Here is an 18009-nt window from a genome sequence, read left to right on the forward strand (position 1 = left end):
TCAGGGCCCCTCTTGCAGCCGCGAGACGGCCATCAGGACACGCTCGGGCGTCGCTGGCGCGTCAAGGCGCGGGCATTCCCGATAGTCGGCAACCGAGGCTACGGCCATGGACAGGGCCTCGAACACCGAAATACCCAGCATAAACGGCGGCTCACCAACAGCTTTAGAACGTTTGATGGTCAGCTCGCGATTTTCCGACCAGTCGGCAAGATTCACATTGAAGATACGCGGACGGTCCGACGCGAGCGGGATCTTGTAGGTCGACGGCGCATGGGTGCGCAGACGGCCAGCATCATCCCACCACAGCTCTTCGGTGGTCAGCCATCCCATGCCCTGAATAAAGGCACCTTCGACCTGCCCCTTGTCGAGCACCGGGTTCAGGGAACGCCCGACGTCATGCAACACATCTGTACGGTCCACTCGGTACTCGCCGGTCAGAGTGTCAATCGTCACTTCCGAGCACGACGCACCATATGCGTAATAGTAGAACGGGCGCCCCTGACCCTTGGCCCGGTCCCAGTGGATTTTCGGGGTCTTGTAAAACCCGGCCGCAGACAATTGCACACGCGCCAGATAGGCCTGCTTGATGAATGCATCGAAGGGCAGGATCTCTTGCCCGATATGGACCTGATTGGCGTGGAAGACTACGTCGGCAGGGGCAACATTCCACTTCTCAGCTGCAAATTCGACCAGACGCGATTTGATTTGCTCGACCGCATTCAATGCCGCCATCCCATTCAGGTCCGTCCCGCTGGAGGCCGCTGTCGCTGAGGTATTGGGAACCTTCTCGGTGGTTGTCTTGGTGATCTTGATACGGTTGAAATCAACCTGAAAGGCCTCGGCCACGACCTGCGCAACTTTGGTGTTCAGACCTTGCCCCATTTCGGTGCCGCCGTGGTTCAGGTGAATCGAGCCGTCATTGTAGACATGAACCAAGGCACCAGCCTGATTGTACCAGGTCGCGGTGAAGGAAATGCCGAACTTGACGGGTGTCAGCGCGATGCCTTTCTTCAGGATCAGTGACGTCTTGTTGAACGCGATGATGTCCTGTCGGCGCTGGCGGTACTCCGAGGTTTCTTCCAACTCTCCAACCAGCCGGTCGAGAATGCTGTCTTCGACCTCTTGGTGATACGGGGTTATGTTGCGGTCCTCGGTGCCGTAGAAATTGGCCTTGCGCACATCCAGCGGGTCTTGCCCGGTGGCATAAGCGATTTCTTCGATCATCCGTTCTGCCGCGATCACGCCTTGCGGTCCGCCAAACCCGCGGAACGCGGTATTCGACACTGTGTTGGTTTTCATCGGATGGCTGTTCAGGCGCACATTCGGATAGAAATAGGCGTTGTCCGCATGGAAAAGCGCGCGGTCGGTCACTGGACCCGAAAGGTCTGCCGAAAACCCGCAACGCGCAGCAAAGCTGCCTTCAACCGCCTGAATTCGGCCATCGTCGTCAAAGGCGACATCATAATCGATCACGAAGTCATGGCGTTTACCGGTCGCCGTCATATCTTGATCCCGGTCGGGGCGGATTTTGACGGCGCGGTTCCACTTTTTGGCAGCCATGGCGGCAACGGCGCAGAACAGGTTCATCTGGCTTTCCTTGCCGCCAAATCCACCGCCCATTCGGCGCACATTGACGACTACGGCATTGGACGGCACGCCAAGAACATGCGCCACCATATGCTGCGCCTCGGACGGGTGCTGAGTGGAACAATGTATGACAACATCATCGTCTTCACCCGGAACGGCAAAGGCAATGTGCCCTTCGAGGTACATATGATCCTGCCCGCCAACGCTCATCCGGCCCTTGATCCGGTTGGGTGCAGCGGCTTGTGCGGGGGCGACGTCACCGCGCTCCAGCTTGAGGGGGGGCGTGACATGCGGGTACCCGGCTTCTTGCGCGGCAATTGGGTCCAGCGCGTGGGACAGGGTTTCGTAGTCGATCTTTGCCAACTCTGCAGCGCGGCGCGCAATGTCGCGGGTTTCAGCAACCACGGCGAACAGAGGCTGGCCATGAAACTGAATGGCATCGGTCGGGAAAACCGGTTCGTCGTTCAGGTGGGTCGGGCTGATATCATTGACACCCGGTACGTCATCCGCAGTCATCACCCCGACTACACCGGGTGTGGTCAAAACCTCGGAAAAATCAATGTCCAAAAGCTTGGCGTGCGCGACGTCAGAAACACCGAGATACGCGTGCAGCGCGCCTTCGGGTAATGTAACGTCGTCGGTATAGTCGGCCTGTCCAGTAACGTGCTTGATCGCACTGTCATGCTTCACGTTGGTGTGGGCCGATCCCATGATGGAAACGATATCTTTCATTGTTGCGTCTCCTGATCAGGCATAAGCCAGTTGAACGGGGGTGTCGGTTTGGGCGTCGTTTTCAAGGAAGAACCGGCGCAGCAGGTTTTGCGCAGTCAGCATCCGATAGTCAGATGACGCCCGCCAATCGGTCAGAGGCGAGAAATCCTGCGGCAGTGCTAGGGCAGCGGCTTCAAAACTCTCGCGCGACCAGAGCCGACCATTGAGCGCCGCCTCGGCAGCCGATGCACGCTTCGGCGTGGCGGCCATGCCACCAAATGCGATGCGCGCATTGCTGATGGTACCTTCTTCGATTGTCATGTGGATGCCGACAGCCACTGAGGAGATGTCCTCGTCACGACGCTTCGAAATCTTGTACGCCGCGTCCAGATCGTTAGGCCCCGGCAGAGGGACATGGATGCTTGTGACAAACTCATCAGGTTGGCGGTCCTGCTTGCCGTAGTCGATGAAGAACTCATTCAATGGCAGCGTCCGGCATTCTGTGCCCCGCCGCAGAGTGATTTCCGCACCAAGGGCAATAAGAACCGGCGGCGTATCTCCGATGGGGGACCCGTTGGCGATGTTCCCTCCGACGGTTCCCATATTCCGCACCTGCCACCCTGCGATGCGATCCCAGTAGGAGGACAGGTGTGGCAAGTGCTCTGACAGGAGATCTTGGCAATCGGTGTAGCTGGCGCCAGCACCAATCAGGAGGAGGGACCCCTGTCTTTTGACGGTTTTCAGGTCTTCGAGGTGACCCGTGAAAATAGCGGGCCCGATGTTGCGCAGGAACTTGGTGACCCAAAGACCGACATCCGTGGCGCCGGCAACGATCGTGGCATTTGGATAGGCTTGCAGACACTCGGCAAGATCATCGACATTGGACGGGAGGATGCTCAGGCTATCTTTGGGTCCGGATACAACACGCCGTCCGTCTTTGAAGGCCGCCAGACGCGCGGTCATGGCATCTCGTTCGGTATTCAGGTGATCCGATGCCGGGGTACCATAGCGACTGACAGCGACGGCGGCGCGAATGATTGGTTGATATCCGGTGCAGCGGCACAGGTTGCCTTGCAGCGCGGTTTCAACCTGCGCCTCAGATGGTTCGGGTGTTTGCATCCAAAGGGCATACAGCGCCATCACGAACCCAGGGGTGCAGAACCCACATTGGCTGCCGTGATGGTCGATCATGGCCTGTTGCACCGGGTGCAGACGACCGTCGGGGCCAGACAGATGTTCGACGGTTACGACATGACACCCATCGACAGAGGCCAGAAACCGGATACACGCATTCACGGGGACGTAGGTCAGGCCAGCGCCGCCAAGCCGTCCGACAAGTACGGTGCATGCGCCGCAGTCGCCTTCGGCGCAGCCTTCCTTAGTGCCTGTCAGGCGGCGCTCCAGCCGCAAAAAATCCAGAAGTGTTTGGTCAGCCGATAAATTTGGAACGGAAACATCCCTGCCATTCAGGACAAACTGGATGTCGGTGCGATGCGTCATGAAATTCTCCCTCTGCCCTGCCTTCCGGTGGGGGTCACCGGGACCATAAAAGTAAAGATTGAGTCGGAAAATCGCCGCAAACAGCAAATACTTTCAACGGAACGTTGAAAAAGAGAGATCCATGGCGCAGTCTTTCCGCACAGGGAGGACTGAATGTCTTACATCGAAAGTCTGCGGGTCTTTGTCAGAGTGATGGAGCTGGGCAGTATCACGTCCGGAGGGCGTGATTTGCGGTTGACGCCCGCAGTGGCCAGCAAGCGATTGAAAGAGTTGGAGAACCATCTGGGCGTGCGTCTTTTCAACAGAACGACCCGGTCGATGACACCGACCGAAGTGGGAACCGTCTTTTATGACGAGGCCAAGGCTGTTTTACTGGCACTGGACCATGCCGAAGCGCGAGTAGCCAGCTTTTCAGATGCCCCGCGTGGTGCAATCCGTATCACCGCGCCACTGGGCGTTGGGCGCAGAATCGTTGCGCCGTTGGTCCCTGAGTTTTCAGACCGCTACCCGGAAACCGAGATTCGCATGCGCCTGTCCGACCGTAAGGTAGACATTCTGGCCGACGGTCTGGATATAGCGTTCTTCATCGGAGAGCCTGGCGATTCCACGATGAAGCTGCGGAAATTCGCGGATTGTGATCGCGTGTTGTGCGCCTCACCGGATTACTTGTCGAATTTTGGTGTGCCCAAGACGCCGGGTGATTTGTTGCATACGCCGCATAACTGCCTTCTGTTGCGTTATCCCAGATCGCCTGAATATTTCTGGATGCTACAGACCGATATGGGGCCGCGAAAACTTGAAGTCCGCGGAAAGTACGACGCGGATGACGGCGACGTGCTGACGGACTGGGCATTGGCGGGCAAGGGGATCGTCAACAAACCGCGTTTCGATGTGCGGGAGCATCTGGAGGCTGGCCGGTTGATAGAGGTCTTGCCGGATACGCCGCCATTGCCGACAATTTTTGGGTGTCTCTACCCGCACAAAAAACTTCAGGACCCAAAGGTGCGTCTGTTCGTCGAACATATAGCGCAGCGCAGTAAACGGATTTTTGCGTAGCCCTCAGAGAACAAAAAACTGGGCGAGGGAACCCAGTTTATCTGTCATGCTTCTGATGGAAGGGGTCTATTGTTGCCTAACTTCACGCACCCACGCGATGATCGTCTGGCGCGCTTCTTCATCCATTTGAACCGCCGATGGGGGCGGCATTGCGTGGCTGATTCCGGCCTGCAGATAGATCTGGTCAGCTTGGCGCGCCACATCACCGGGTGTTTCAAGATAAACCTGTTTCGGAGCCCATTTCATCGTGCCATACACCGGTTCGCGTGCATGGCACATAGAGCAATTGCCCAGGACTGTGTCGTAGGCTTCTTCGAATCCCGCAGCCGAAGCAAATTTCTGCTCATAAGGGGTCAATTCGCGTGCTTCGGCGTCCTCCCATGTCTCAGTTGGCCTTACCGAAGACAACCACGCGATCACGACCATCAGCAGAACCGTGACAGCCCAAGTCCAGTGCGGACCTTTTCCGGTTGCGTGCATCGTGTTGAAGTAGTGACGGATGGTGACACCAGTCAGGAAGATCAGGCTGGCGATGATCCACGAATACTCTGTGCCGAAAGCCAGTGGATAGTGGTTCGACAGCATCAGGAACACGACTGGCAAAGTCAGATAGTTGTTGTGAGTAGAGCGCACTTTGGCGATTTTGCCGTATTTGGCATCAGGCGTCCGGCCTGCTTTGAGATCTTCAACTACAATCCGCTGGTTTGGCATGATCTGAAAGAACACGTTGGCGGTCATGATCGTCGCGGTGAAGGCACCAAGATGTAAAAGTGCGGCGCGGCCCGTGAAGATCTGATTGTAACCCCATGACATAATTACGAGAATCACGAACAGCAGCAGCATCAGAACTGTCGGGTGATCGCTCAGCTTGGATTTGCACATCTGATCGTAGAGCAGCCAGCCAATAGTCAGCGATCCGCCAGAGATCAGGATCCCCTGCCACAAGGCGAGGTCCACTTTTGTTGGATCAAGCAGGAACAACTCGCCGCCGACCCAGTAGATAATCATGAGCAGTGCCGCACCAGAGAGCCACGTCGTATAGCTCTGCCATTTATGCCAGGTCAGGTGTTCAGGCATCCGGGCTGGTGCCACAAGGTATTTGACGGTGTGGTAGAACCCGCCCCCATGCACTTCCCATTCTTCGCCGTAGGCCCCGTCCGGCAGGGCTGGGTTCGGCTTTAGCATGAGGTCCAGCGCGATAAAGTAGAATGACGCGCCAATCCACGCCATCGCGGTGATCACATGCAGCCAGCGGACCGAAAAAGCGATCCACTCCCACATTACGGCCAGATCATACATGGCATTGCTCCTAAGTTTCTATAGTTGCCTGCACTCTAGGCGAGACTGTTTTGTTCTGGTATTGCTGGTAAAGACCAAGCAGTATCAAAAAATGCAAAAAAATGTCATATCTTGATAACATCAGAACCTTTGTCCGGGTCTACGAATTGGGCAGTATGTCCGCTGCGGGCCGTGACTTGCGGGTTTCACCGGCGGTAACGTCGGCGCGAATATCACAACTGGAAGAGCACCTTGGCGTACGTCTTTTTCAACGTACTACGCGCAGCCTCACGCCGACTGAGCAAGGAAAATCGTTTTATCGCGGGGCGGCAGACATTCTTGAAGCGGTCGATCGCGCAGAAGCGCAAATTGTCAACATTACTGAGAACCTTAAGGGTTCGCTCTACGTTGCGGCGCCATTGGGTGTCGGCCGGCGATTGATTGCGCCTCAGGTGCCAAAGTTTCTCGCTGAATACCCTGAAGTGAGTGTCAGGCTTCGATTGACTGATCGAAAGGTGGATCTGACGACCGAAGGCCTGGACCTGGCCTTTTTTCTGGGTCAGCCAGAGGACAGCAATTTGCGCATCCGAAAGATTGCAGATGTGGAAAGAGTTCTTTGTGCATCCCCGAAATACATCAAAAAACGTGGGATGCCTGAAAGTGGCGAGGAAATTATCGCCGATTCGCATGAGTGCCTAAACCTTCGCTTTCCTGGAGCGACCGAATTTCAATGGCTGCTTAGAACAGATACCGGTCCAAAACGGTTCCGCGTCTCGGGGCGCTATGAGTCAGACGATGGCGACGTGCTGACGGACTGGGCGCTGGCCGGTCATGGCATTGCAATGAAGCCGATATTCGAGATTGCTCAGCACCTCAAGGCTGGAAACTTGGTTCCGGTGGCGCGAAAGACACCACCGGAACCGATACAAATGGCGTGCCTGTTTACGCACCGCCGCATGCAGGATCCCAAAACGCGACTTTTCATGGAATTTGTAATAGAACGCATTGGCTCTTCGATTGCAGCAGCAAACACGTCCTGGTAGGGGCCTCAGCTGCCGCGATAGGTTGAAAATCCAAACGGCGACAGAAGCAGTGGCACATGGTAGTGCGAGTGCTCGGACATCCCGAAGCGGATCGGGATCACGTCCAGAAACCGTGGTTCTTCGTGTGGTGTGCCCGAAGCATCAAGATATTCTCCGGCGTAGAAAACCAGCTCGTATTCGCCAGTTGTAAACTCGGCTGCGGGCAGAATCTGCTCATCGGTGCGCCCGTCTGCATTGGTGACTAGGGATTTCAGTATTGTGCGCTTTGTACCTTCAATCCGAAACAGATCTATTTTCAAGCCTTCGGCGGGGCATCCCCGCGCCGTATCCAGTACATGTGTCGTAAGATAGCCGGTCATTAGAAGCATTCCTCAAGTTTTTAATTTAGTATTCCGATAACCGTGCAAGTGGCAAAGGGTGTCTGTCCTAAGGCAGCTTCGCGAATTTTTTGAAAAACATCGTTGATTGTCTGGGGTATTGATCAATTCAATAAGAAGGAATTTGATGTGAAGCCTTATCCACGAGATATGACCGGCTACGGCGGACAAGTACCCAATGCCAACTGGCCAAATGATGCCAAGATCGCGGTCCAGATCGTACTGAACTATGAAGAGGGCGGTGAAAACAACGTACTGCATGGAGATGCCGCGTCTGAGGCATTTCTGTCCGAGATCACCGGTGCGGCGCCTTGGCCCGGGCAGAGGCACTGGAATATAGAGTCCATATACGAATATGGCAGCCGCGCCGGTTTTTGGCGGGTGCATCAGCTTTTGCAGGATTTACCTGTCACCGTTTATGGCGTTGCCACCGCGTTGGCGCGCGCTCCGGCCCAAGTCTCTGCCATGCAACATGCAGGTTGGGAGATTGCCAGCCATGGTCTGAAGTGGGTTGAACACAAGGATATGGAGCCGGCGGAAGAACGGGCTCAGATACGTGAAGCGATCCGCCTGCACACTGAAGTCACGGGCCAAGCGCCGCGGGGCTGGTATACAGGCCGCTGTTCCATGAACACTGTCGACCTGGCCGCTGAGGAAGGTGACTTTGCCTATATCGCCGACAGCTATGCCGACGATTTGCCGTATTGGACCAAGGCGGGGGGTAAGGATCAGCTCATCATGCCTTACACCATGGATTGCAATGACATGCGGTTTGCGATCCAGGCTGGGTACACCAATGGGCAGCAGTTCGAAAGCTATCTGAAGGACAGCTTTGACATGCTTTACGCAGAGGGTGAGGCCGGCGCGCCGAAAATGCTCTCGATTGGACTGCATTGCCGGCTGATTGGTCGACCAGGTCGCGCCATGGCGCTGAAACGAGCGCTGGACTACTTCAGGAAACACGACGGTGTCTGGTTTGCGACGCGCGAACAGATAGCCGACCACTGGGCAAAGGAACACCCCCCGATGCAGCGCCTGTCCCCGTCCGAAATGGACCAACCCACCTTCGTTGCCGAATTCGGGGGCGTGTTCGAACACAGCCCGTGGATTGCCGAAGGTGCGTATGATCTTGAGCTCGGACCAACCCATGACAATGCTGCAGGTGTTCACAACGCGTTGGCACGAATATTCCGAACAGCCTCTGAGGAGCAACGCCTTGGTGTTCTGACTGCCCACCCGGATTTGGCGGGTAAGCTAGCCGCAGCCGGGCGTCTGACCAAGGAAAGTACTGCGGAACAGGCCGGTGCGGGTCTGGACATGCTGACCGATGAAGAGCGCGCGACGTTCATGGCGCTGAACGAGGCCTACACGACCAAGTTCGGCTTTCCCTTTATCATTGCCGTCAAGGACAACACTAAAGCCAGCATTCTGGATGCTTTTCACCGTCGTATCGACAGCGACCGCGACACCGAGTTCACCGAAGCCTGCCGCCAAGTCGAGCGGATTGCGGAATTGCGCCTGATTGAAAAGTTTTCGGGATGACTGCTGCTCTGAAACTCAGGCCCTTGACCTCCGAGGCGTTTGCGCCGTTTGGTGATGTCATCGAAGTGGCCGGCGATGTGGACAAGTACATAAATCAGGGCAAGTGCGCGCGGTATCACGACCGCGCCGCGCTGGATTTCCATGATGGACGAGCCGGGATTAGCGTGTTTCAGTCCGAAGCCTTTAGCCTGCCGATCAAATTGGAAATGGTTGAACGCCACCCGGATGGGAGCCAGGCCTTTCTACCTTTTTCGGACAAGCCCTTTGTCGTGGTTGTGGCCCCGGATGTAGACGGCACGCCGGGACAGCCTATCGCATTCAAAACAGCGTCTGGGCAGGGCGTGAACTATCACCGCAACACATGGCATGGTGTGCTGACCCCACTTCATGCGCCCGGACTTTTTGCGGTGGTCGACCGAATTGGGGCCGGGCCCAACCTCGAAGAACATTGGTTCGAGGAGGCTTTTACTATCACGGAATGAGGTGCGTCGCCGGAAGAGGAGCCGGCTTGCGAACCTTAAGGGAGGACAGACCAAATGTCAGATGCAACAATCGGAACGCCGGGACAGCTCCGCGATCCGAACTATACTCCGCCACTCATAAAAGCGGTGCCATTGGGAATTCAGCATGTGCTGGCGATGTTCGTGTCAAACGTCACGCCAGCCATTATTGTTTGTGGCGCAGCCGGATTTGGGTTCGGATCGAACAGCCCCGATTTTCCGCAGATGATCTACATGATTCAGATGTCGATGTTCTTTGCGGGTGTCGCGACATTGTTTAAGTCCATTGGTGTCGGCCCAGTGGGCGCCCGGCTGCCCATCGTTCAAGGGACTTCCTTTGCCTTCATCCCAATCATGATACCGCTTGTCGTGGGAAAGGGTGTCGACGCCATTGCCGTCTTGATGGGCGGCGTTGTCGTCGGTGGTTTATTCCACGCTTTCCTTGGGTTGTTCATCGGCCGCATTCGCTTTGCTCTTCCGCCACTGGTCACAGGTCTAGTGGTGACCATGATCGGGTTGGCGTTGGTTAAGGTCGGCGTCCAGTATGCCGCCGGTGGTGTGCCTGCTATCGGGACCGAGGAATATGGCTCTGGCTTGAACTGGTTCATGGCCGGAATCGTAATTGTTGTCACGCTTGGTTTGAAGTTCTTTGCGCGGGGCATGTTGTCGGTGTCGGCAGTTCTGATCGGCCTGCTGGTCGGCTACGCGGTGGCCTTTGTTCTGGGGCAGGTCAATTTGGGCAATGTTGGTCGTGCAGCCTCATTCGCGCTGCCGAATCCGTTGCATTTCGGGATTGAGTTCTCAGTTGCGGCCATCGTTGGCTTTTGTGCGATGTCTTTTGTTTCGGCGGTTGAAACCGTCGGGGACGTTTCCGGTATCACCAAGGGCGGTGCGGGGCGCGAAGCGACCGACAAGGAAATTCAGGGTGCAACCTACGCCGATGGTATCGGTGCCGCGATCTCTGGTTTCTTTGGAGCATTGCCGAACACATCGTTCAGTCAAAACGTTGGCTTGATCGCCATGACCGGGGTCATGAGCAGAATGGTGGTGACAATCGGCGCGCTTTTCCTGATCGTATGCGGCCTTGTTCCGAAAATTGGTGCGATTATCTCGTCGATCCCGATCGAGGTCCTTGGTGGCGGTGTCATCGTGATGTTCGGCATGGTGGTCGCGGCGGGTGTCTCGATGCTGTCGGACGTGAACTGGAACCGCCGCAACATGGTGATTTTTGCAATTTCCCTCAGCCTTGGTTTGGGATTGCAGCTTGAGACGGGGGCGCTGCAGTATCTTCCGGGGACCCTAAAGGTTCTTGCCACATCAGGCATTCTTCCCGCTGCGGTTATCGCTATTGTGTTGAGTCTGGTTCTTCCCGAAGAGCTTTCGGACGAGGCGACGGAAGAGGTTTCCGGGGGTATGGCGGGTCACGGTCTGGTCTCCATTGGACATGACGATCATGCCTGATGGCTCTGGCATAAAGCGCTGAAGCCCAATGCAAGACGAAACGCGGCACGCCTTGGCACGCCGCGTTCTTTTTGTCCTTCTCGTTCACAAGATCCAGACAACATCCTTAACAGTAGCGCGTCGAGACAAGCTGCACCGGATTGTGATTAGAAATCGACCTCGATTGCGATCCCTTTCTGGACGGCAAGGTCAACGACGGACGATGCCACCGCAAGATCCTGAAGACCGACACCCGTGCCATCAAACAGGGTGACCTGATCATTCGATGTCCGACCCAGATTTGTGCCGTTGATAACCGCGCCAATCTGGGCCACGTCGCTTTCTTGGATCAGGCCTTGCGCGACGGCATGCTGTGCTTCACCGATGGTAACGGATTGCGCAACTTCGTCGGTAAACACCGTCGCCTTGACCAGCAGGGCCGCTTCAACTTCCTGTTTGCCCTTCGTGTCAGTACCCATACAGGCGATATGTGTGCCGGGGCTGACATGATCCACCATCAGCGACGGTGCAAATGCGGATGTAATCGAGATAATCACATCTGCCTCGGCCATGCCGTCAAGCTCGACCGCCTCAAAGGGAAGACCGGCTTCATTGGCGACCTTTTCGATATTCGGCAGCATCTCTGGGTGGTAGTTCCAGCCGATCACCTTCTCGAAAACGCGCTGCTCCAACGCTGCACGAAGCTGAAAAGCCGCTTGGTGGCCAGCGCCGATCATCCCGATCACCTTTGCGTCTTCACGCGCGAGGTGTTTGATCGATACGGACGATGCCGCCGCTGTGCGTAGGGCAGTCAGAAGGTTGCCCCCAACCATGGCTGAGGGTTTGCCTGTGTCGGGGTCGAAAAGGAACACGGTGGACTGGTGGTTAATAAGTCCGCGTTTTTCCAGATTGTTTGGCCAGTAGCCGCCCGCTTTCAGGCCAAGTGTCAGTCCGGCGCGGTCAAACCCACCCTTGAAGCCATACAAGGCATCTTCATGCCCGATCGCTTCTCGCACGACGGGGAAGTTGTAGGCGTCGCCGGACGCCATGGCAGCAAAGACCTTTTCGACGGCGTCAAAGGCCGCTTGGCGGGTCATCAGGTCAGCGATCTCGCGCTCGGGTACGATCAACATTTTTTTCTCCACTCAGAATTGGTGCACCCGCGTGCTTTTCCCGAAGGGAGGGAAGGCACACGGGCGGCTATCAGGCTACATTCGAGCCGGATTTTCCTGCCTTAATATTGCTCGACTCAATAAGCGCGACCGCGGGCGGATACTGGCCAGACGGCTTCGACCTTACCGTTGCGAACACCGACGTACCAATCGTGCACATTTGCGGTCGGGTCGCAGTGCCCCGGCACCAGCTTGAGCTTGTCGTTAACCTTGAGCACCCCGTTCGGGTCCATGACGACGCCATGTTCGTCCGAACACTTGATGTATTCGATATCGTCGCGTCCAAAAATAACGGGCAAACCGCTGTCAACGGATTGCGCCTTGAGGCCCGCGTCAACGATTGCCTTGTCCGCCTTGGCGTGGCTCATGACGCTGGTCAGGATGAAGAAGGCGTTTTCCCATTCGCCCTGGTCGATCCGGTTGCCGTCCTTGTCAAGGATACGGCCATAGTCGGCATCCATGAACGCGTAGGACCCGCACTGCAGTTCGTTGTACACGCCCGAGTTTGATTCGAAGTAGTAAGAGCCAGTGCCACCGCCCGAGACCAGCTCGCATTCGATGCCTTCCGCTTTCAAGCCCTCAACGGCGTCTTTCACCATCGCGATGGCTGTATCGAGCTTTTCCTTGCGCGCCTCGTAGGTGTCGAGGTGCTGCATAGCACCCTGATAGGCCTGAATGCCGGTGAACTTCAGGTTTTCGGCAGCTTCAACCGCTTTGGCGATCTCGATAACTTCGGGTGTCGTCGTCACGCCACAACGGCCGGCGCCACAGTCGATTTCGATGAAAACCTCAAGTTGCGTTCCGTGATCAACAGCAGCACCCGAAAGATCCGCAACGTTGTCCAGATCATCAACGCAAACAATGATGCGGCTGCCCAGCTTCGGCAGGCTGGCAAGGCGGTCGATTTTGGCAGGATCGCGTACCTGGTTCGACACAAGAACGTCCTTGATACCGCCGCGTACGAATACTTCAGCCTCCGAGACTTTCTGACAACAAACACCGACGGCTCCGCCAAGTTTCTCCTGCAGTTTGGCCACGTCCACCGACTTGTGCATTTTCCCATGCACACGGTGACGCATGCCGTGATCTTTGGCGTAATCACCCATCTTCTTGATGTTCCGCTCAAGCGCGTCGAGATCCAGAACCAGGCTGGGGGTTTGGATATCTGCTTCGTCCATTCCGGGCTTGGCCGGAATGTCATAGCCTACTTCGAATTGGTCGAGATTGGTCATATCTTTCATTTCCGTATTCCTATGTCGAGATTGATGTCGGCTGAATTTCTGTCACGCATTCAGCCAGGGCAGCTTGTCCAGATCGACATTGCCTCCGGTGATGATCAGGCCAACCCGCTTGCCCTTGAAGGCATCCGGGTTCTTTAGAATTGTGGCGAGCGGAACGGCTGAGGATGGCTCCATCACGATCCGCAGGTGTTTCCACGTCAACTTCATTGCATCGATGATCTCTTGCTCTGAGGCCGTGTAGATCTCGGATACGTGGTTCGAAACGAAGTGCCACGTGAGGTCTTTCAGTGGGACCAGCAGACCATCGGCAATCGTCTTCGGTGCATCATCTGCGATAATGTGGCCAGCCTTGAAGCTGCGATAGGCATCGTCAGCCTGTTCTGGTTCAGCCGCGATTATCGCTGTTTCGGGGGCAAGGTTTGACAAGGTCAGGCAAGTGCCCGACACCATGCCGCCGCCGCCGATCGGTGCTACAACCGCATCCAATCCATCTGTCTGTTCAATGAATTCACGCGAACATGTGCCCTGTCCGGCGATTACACGGGGATCGTTGTAGGGATGGACAAAGTCACCTTCCGTTGCCGCCTGGACCTCGGCAAAAGTCGCTTCGCGCGACGAGGTTGAGGGCTCACATTCGGTGATCTTGCCACCATAGCGACGAACCGTATCTTTCTTTGCCTGTGGCGCTGTACGAGGCATCACGACGTTGCAGGGAATACCCCGCTTCATCGCTGCATAGGACAGGCATGAGGCGTGGTTGCCCGAAGAATGCGTCGCAACGCCTTTCTTTGCCTGCTCTTCATCAAGGCCGAACACCGCGTTTGTGGCGCCGCGCACTTTGAACGCACCTGGTTCCTGAAAGTTTTCACATTTGAAGAACAGTTGCGCCCCGGTCAGCTCGTTCAGATAGTCTGAAGTCCGGACCGGCGTGCGGCGGATAAATGGTTCAATCCGATCATGCGCCGCAAGCATGTCCTCATAGGTTGGGATGTACATAGTGCAATCCTTCATCACGCGGCGTCCTTTTGAACGGCAGCTGAATGACCGCGATAGTATTCTTGCGCAGCGGCTACACCGGAGCCGAGTTGTATATTCAGACCCAGATCGACCATGCACATCTCGGCGGTGGCAATCCCGGACAGAGCCATGACGTCCGTCAGACTTCCAAGATGTCCAATCCGGAATACCTTGCCAGCGACTTCGCCGAGTCCCACACCGAAAGCAACGCCGTACTTTTCTGCTGCGTGCGTAACAATATCGGTTGCATTGAAACCGCTCGGGGTGCGGATCGCGCTTACAGTGTCAGAATACACCGTCGGGTCGGCTGCGCAAAGCTCCAGCCCCCAGGCACCAACGGCGGCGCGAACCCCTTCGGCAATCCGATGATGTCGGGCAAAGACGTTTTCTAAGCCTTCGTTCAACAGCATATCACAGGCCTGATTGAGGCCGTTCATCAAGCCAACTGCAGGCGTGTAAGGGTAGGCGTTATTAGCATAGCCCTTCGCCATGTCATGCACATCAAAGAAGGTGCGGGGCAGGGTACCCGTCTTGGTCGCCTCCATTGCCTTTTGGCTAAAGCCGACGATGGCCAGACCCGCGGACAGCATGAAACCCTTTTGTGAGCCCGTGACAGCAACGTCGACGCCCCATTCGTCAAAACGGAAATCCATGGATGCGATAGACGATACGCCGTCAACAAACAGCAGGGCGGGATGCTGGGCCGCATTCAACGCCTTGCGGACAGCAGCGATATCCGACTTCACGCCAGTTGCCGTCTCGTTATGCGTGGCAAGAACAACCTTGATTTCGTGGCTTGTGTCGGCGGTCAGAATCTCTTCGTAACGATCAGCTGGTAGACCTTCACCCCAAGGGGTTTCGACAATCTCGACATTCAGACCATGGCGCTGGCACATGTCGATCCAGCGGTGGCTGAACATGCCATTGCGCGCCGCCAAAACCTTGTCACCGGCGGACAGAGTGTTGGTCAGCGCGGTTTCCCAACCGCCGGTCCCGGTCGAAGGGAAGATGAAGACTTCGGCACTGTCGCTTTTCAGAATTTTCTGCACACCCGCGCGCGCAGGATGCAGAATCTGCCCGAACAGCGGCGAGCGGTGGTCGATCGTGGGCATATCGCAAGCCTTGCGCAGGCTTTCCGGGATATTTGTCGGGCCCGGGATGAAAACGGGATTTTGAAAGCTCATGGATGGTCTCCTTCCGTCGTTGCCCACACAATAAGCTCCAGCCGCTTAGTCGGATATATTTTTGAAATTGCCTTTCAAAAAACGAAGATTACTATTTATTTTATATTTGTCAGCGGTTTAAATTTTTCATATGATGAATTCGTCTTTCACAAGCAATTGGAGGGTTTTTATGGATTCTCAAGAAAATACTCCCGGAGCCCGCCGAAAAGCCCGTGGAAGACCACGGGGATGGGACGACAAGACAGCGCAAAATACAATCAAGTCGCTCGACCGTGCGATGGAAGTTTTTGAGTATTTGAGCGAGGCGCAAGGCAAAGCGTTGACCGCGCTGTCTGACGAAATGGGTCAGTCACCGGCCACTGTTTATCGTATTCTCGTGACGTTGGAAGGCAAAGGGCTCGTAGAATTCGATCATGTCGAGCAGGTTTGGCACATCGGGCCCCGTGCCTTCGTTATTGGTTCACGATTCTTGCGCCGTACCAGCCTTGTGGACCGGGCCAGACCAGTCATGCGAAAACTCATGGAAGCCACCGGCGAGACCGCCAATCTGGGGGTAGAGAAAGAAGGCGCAGTGTTGTTTCTGAGCCAAGTGGAAACACACGCCAGTATCCGTGCGTTCTTTCCACCTGGCACATTGTCCCCAATGCACGCATCGGGGATCGGGAAAGCATTGCTGGCCTTTATGGATGAAGACAGGTTGGACCGGCTGTTGTCCAACGTCGAGCTTCAGGCATTCACGGATCGGTCGATTACCAATCCAGACACGTTGAAAGAGAACCTCGCATCCATCAGGACGCAGGGCTTCTCTGTGGACAATGAAGAAAAAAATGCGGGTATGCGATGTATTGCGGCGCCGGTCTTCGATATCAACCGAGAGGCAGTGGCAGGGATTTCTGTGTCCGGGCCGATAAGCCGGGTCAGCGAGGCCGAGATTGAAAGGCTAAGCCGCCCCGTCATTGAGGCGGCACATCAGTTAACACTGGCCATCGGTGGAACAGTTACTCCGCTGCAGGCCTGAGGCGCCGGTGCTGCGGGTAGGCGGCAGATCCCGGTCGCAGCGCCATATGCCGGTTAACGTCCTTGTAAAGCAGGTAGCGGAACTTACCCGGGCCACCCGCATAGCAAGCCTGAGGGCAGAACGCCCGTAGCCACATATAGTCACCGGCTTCCACTTCGACCCAGTCGTTATTCAGCCGGTAGACTGCCTTACCTTCCAGAACATAGAGACCGTGCTCCATGACATGGGTTTCAAGGAAGGGGATGACCGCGCCGGGTTCAAAGGTCACCACGGTTACATGCATGTCGTGGCGCAGATCGCTTGGGTCGACAAATCGCGTTGTAGCCCACTTTCCATCTGTCCCGGGCATGGGTGTTGGCGCGATCTCATTTTCGTTGAGGACAAGGATGTCGGGTCTACCAAGGCCTTTTACGGCTTCATAAGCCTTTCGAATCCAATGGAAACGCAGAATTTCATTCCCTTGGTTTCGCAGGGTCCAGTCGCTTTCCGGGGGCAGATAGGCATAGCCTCCGAGCGTCAGTTCATAGGCAGACCCTTCAGCGACTAAGGTCGCGGTGCCTTCGACCACGAACAATACGCCTTCGGCTTCGGGGTCCGTCTCGGGCCGGTCAGAGCCACCGCCGGGTTGCACTTCCATGATGTATTGTGAAAATGTCTCGGCAAAACCGCTCAGCGGACGTGAGATTACCCACAGGCGCGTGTCGTCCCAGAACGGGAGAAAACTGGTCACAATGTCCCGCATTGTGCCTTTGGGGATCACAGCATAAGCGTCAGTAAATACAGCGCGGTCCGTCAACAGTTGGTCTTGCCCGGGATGTCCACCGTGTGGCGCAAAGTACTTGGTGCTCATGCATGCTCCTGAAGAATAGCTGTGTCCGTTAACATATGCTCCGTTTGATGATCTCGAACCAGCCATAAGGAGACGACAGCTCTATCTATTAATTTTTGATAATCGTGCGAATTTTCAGGTGATAGTGACGGACCGCTTCTGTTGCGGGAGTTCCAGCCGCGGTGGCTCCGCTCTTGTCGATTACGATCTTACCAGGGATCCCGCGTGAGGAATGCGCCTTAGCGAAGAACCTGGCCGCTGCCGGACGGTAGTGGGCGCCGATCACTATTCTTCTGACAGGAGTATCACGATTTGCCCGGGTGATAGTCAAATAGGACGCTACGCCTTAGTAGCTATGGCAAGTGGATTATGGCCTCTTTTCCGATCTGAAACTTACTAGGCTCAGGACCTGTCGATTTCCGAGCGACGGGATGGTTCTCGTCTCGAAAACGAGCTGAACAGGTCTTGTCAGAAGAGCTCTCCTTGAGCGGGGCAGGGCATTTGCGTAGCTTTT

At 55.9% G+C, this 18009-nt stretch carries 15 protein-coding genes; 6 read left to right on the top strand and 9 right to left on the bottom strand.

Going from position 1 to position 18009, the window contains the following annotated elements:
* Together xdhB and xdhA are read right to left on the bottom strand one after the other, a co-directional pair.
* A complete protein-coding gene (gene xdhB / locus ACR0ER_RS04375; RefSeq protein WP_480767885.1) occupies positions 1-2319 on the bottom strand; it encodes a xanthine dehydrogenase molybdopterin binding subunit in 2319 nt (772 codons plus the stop codon).
* A 15-nt stretch (positions 2320-2334) separates the two neighbouring features.
* Positions 2335-3798: a xanthine dehydrogenase small subunit gene (gene xdhA, locus ACR0ER_RS04380; RefSeq protein ID WP_480767886.1), complete on the bottom strand. Its 1464-nt coding sequence runs from the start codon at positions 3796-3798 to the stop codon at positions 2335-2337.
* A gap of 153 nt (positions 3799-3951) precedes the next feature.
* On the opposite strand from xdhA, the gene ACR0ER_RS04385 reads away from it, so the two are divergent.
* The gene (locus tag ACR0ER_RS04385; RefSeq protein WP_170329338.1) at positions 3952-4854 is read left to right on the top strand and encodes a LysR family transcriptional regulator; all 903 of its coding nucleotides are present in this window, start codon (positions 3952-3954) and stop codon (positions 4852-4854) included.
* Between the two features lie 66 nt (positions 4855-4920).
* Here the strand turns inward: ACR0ER_RS04385 and ACR0ER_RS04390 are convergent, their stop codons facing one another.
* Positions 4921-6153 (bottom strand): urate hydroxylase PuuD, encoded by a 1233-nt coding sequence (locus tag ACR0ER_RS04390; RefSeq protein WP_480767887.1) that lies wholly within the window; start codon positions 6151-6153, stop codon positions 4921-4923.
* Positions 6154-6254: 101 nt separating this feature from the next.
* Here ACR0ER_RS04390 and ACR0ER_RS04395 point away from each other — a divergent pair, with 101 nt between their 5' ends.
* Entirely contained in the window at positions 6255-7175 is a 921-nt protein-coding gene (locus ACR0ER_RS04395; RefSeq protein ID WP_480767888.1) for a LysR family transcriptional regulator, read from the top strand.
* A 5-nt stretch (positions 7176-7180) separates the two neighbouring features.
* On the opposite strand, the gene uraH is transcribed toward ACR0ER_RS04395, so the two are convergent.
* On the bottom strand, positions 7181-7534 hold the full coding sequence (gene uraH, locus ACR0ER_RS04400) for a hydroxyisourate hydrolase (RefSeq protein ID WP_480767889.1): 354 nt from the start codon (positions 7532-7534) through the stop codon (positions 7181-7183).
* Between the two features lie 147 nt (positions 7535-7681).
* Between uraH and puuE the strand changes: the two genes are divergently transcribed.
* Genes puuE through ACR0ER_RS04415 form a run of 3 tightly spaced genes read left to right on the top strand, consistent with a single transcriptional unit; the run spans position 7682 to position 11055 of the window.
* Positions 7682-9094, top strand: a complete 1413-nt coding sequence (puuE, locus tag ACR0ER_RS04405) for an allantoinase PuuE (RefSeq protein ID WP_480767890.1) — start codon at positions 7682-7684, stop codon at positions 9092-9094.
* Positions 9091-9576, top strand: coding sequence for an ureidoglycolate lyase (locus tag ACR0ER_RS04410; RefSeq protein ID WP_480767891.1), 486 nt, complete (start codon positions 9091-9093; stop codon positions 9574-9576). Before puuE ends, ACR0ER_RS04410 begins: the two co-directional genes overlap by 4 nt.
* A gap of 54 nt (positions 9577-9630) precedes the next feature.
* A complete protein-coding gene (locus tag ACR0ER_RS04415) occupies positions 9631-11055 on the top strand; it encodes a uracil-xanthine permease family protein (RefSeq protein ID WP_480767892.1) in 1425 nt (474 codons plus the stop codon).
* A 146-nt stretch (positions 11056-11201) separates the two neighbouring features.
* Here the strand turns inward: ACR0ER_RS04415 and bhcD are convergent, their stop codons facing one another.
* The 4 genes from bhcD to bhcA all read right to left on the bottom strand — a co-directional run bounded on the left by bhcD (position 11202) and on the right by bhcA (position 15648).
* The gene (gene bhcD, locus ACR0ER_RS04420; protein ID WP_480767893.1) at positions 11202-12167 is read right to left on the bottom strand and encodes an iminosuccinate reductase BhcD; all 966 of its coding nucleotides are present in this window, start codon (positions 12165-12167) and stop codon (positions 11202-11204) included.
* 116 nt (positions 12168-12283) lie between these two features.
* Entirely contained in the window at positions 12284-13447 is a 1164-nt protein-coding gene (gene bhcC, locus ACR0ER_RS04425; protein ID WP_480767894.1) for a 3-hydroxy-D-aspartate aldolase BhcC, read from the bottom strand.
* Between the two features lie 42 nt (positions 13448-13489).
* On the bottom strand, positions 13490-14458 hold the full coding sequence (gene bhcB, locus ACR0ER_RS04430) for a beta-hydroxyaspartate dehydratase BhcB (RefSeq protein WP_480767895.1): 969 nt from the start codon (positions 14456-14458) through the stop codon (positions 13490-13492).
* Positions 14458-15648, bottom strand: a complete 1191-nt coding sequence (bhcA, locus tag ACR0ER_RS04435) for an L-aspartate--glyoxylate aminotransferase BhcA (protein ID WP_480767896.1) — start codon at positions 15646-15648, stop codon at positions 14458-14460. Before bhcA ends, bhcB begins: the two co-directional genes overlap by 1 nt.
* 169 nt (positions 15649-15817) lie before the next feature.
* Here bhcA and bhcR point away from each other — a divergent pair, with 169 nt between their 5' ends.
* Positions 15818-16666, top strand: a complete 849-nt coding sequence (gene bhcR / locus ACR0ER_RS04440) for an HTH-type transcriptional regulator BhcR (protein WP_480767897.1) — start codon at positions 15818-15820, stop codon at positions 16664-16666.
* Here the strand turns inward: bhcR and ACR0ER_RS04445 are convergent.
* Positions 16647-17516, bottom strand: a complete 870-nt coding sequence (locus ACR0ER_RS04445) for a bifunctional allantoicase/(S)-ureidoglycine aminohydrolase (RefSeq protein WP_480767898.1) — start codon at positions 17514-17516, stop codon at positions 16647-16649. The two genes, bhcR and ACR0ER_RS04445, sit on opposite strands and share 20 nt — an antisense overlap.
* Between the last annotated feature and the right edge of the window lie 493 nt (positions 17517-18009).

Source organism: Ruegeria sp. CH8, from assembly GCF_056536985.1.

Coding starts and splice junctions, on each gene's coding strand:
- xdhB (WP_480767885.1), bottom strand. CDS start 2,319: ATGAAAGATATCGTTTCCATCATGGGATCGGCCCACACCAACGTGAAG.
- xdhA (WP_480767886.1), bottom strand. CDS start 3,798: ATGACGCATCGCACCGACATCCAGTTTGTCCTGAATGGCAGGGATGTT.
- ACR0ER_RS04385 (WP_170329338.1), top strand. CDS start 3,952: ATGTCTTACATCGAAAGTCTGCGGGTCTTTGTCAGAGTGATGGAGCTG.
- ACR0ER_RS04390 (WP_480767887.1), bottom strand. CDS start 6,153: ATGTATGATCTGGCCGTAATGTGGGAGTGGATCGCTTTTTCGGTCCGC.
- ACR0ER_RS04395 (WP_480767888.1), top strand. CDS start 6,255: ATGTCATATCTTGATAACATCAGAACCTTTGTCCGGGTCTACGAATTG.
- uraH (WP_480767889.1), bottom strand. CDS start 7,534: ATGACCGGCTATCTTACGACACATGTACTGGATACGGCGCGGGGATGC.
- ACR0ER_RS04410 (WP_480767891.1), top strand. CDS start 9,091: ATGACTGCTGCTCTGAAACTCAGGCCCTTGACCTCCGAGGCGTTTGCG.
- ACR0ER_RS04415 (WP_480767892.1), top strand. CDS start 9,631: ATGTCAGATGCAACAATCGGAACGCCGGGACAGCTCCGCGATCCGAAC.
- bhcD (WP_480767893.1), bottom strand. CDS start 12,167: ATGTTGATCGTACCCGAGCGCGAGATCGCTGACCTGATGACCCGCCAA.
- bhcC (WP_480767894.1), bottom strand. CDS start 13,447: ATGAAAGATATGACCAATCTCGACCAATTCGAAGTAGGCTATGACATT.
- bhcB (WP_480767895.1), bottom strand. CDS start 14,458: ATGAAGGATTGCACTATGTACATCCCAACCTATGAGGACATGCTTGCG.
- bhcA (WP_480767896.1), bottom strand. CDS start 15,648: ATGAGCTTTCAAAATCCCGTTTTCATCCCGGGCCCGACAAATATCCCG.
- bhcR (WP_480767897.1), top strand. CDS start 15,818: ATGGATTCTCAAGAAAATACTCCCGGAGCCCGCCGAAAAGCCCGTGGA.
- ACR0ER_RS04445 (WP_480767898.1), bottom strand. CDS start 17,516: ATGAGCACCAAGTACTTTGCGCCACACGGTGGACATCCCGGGCAAGAC.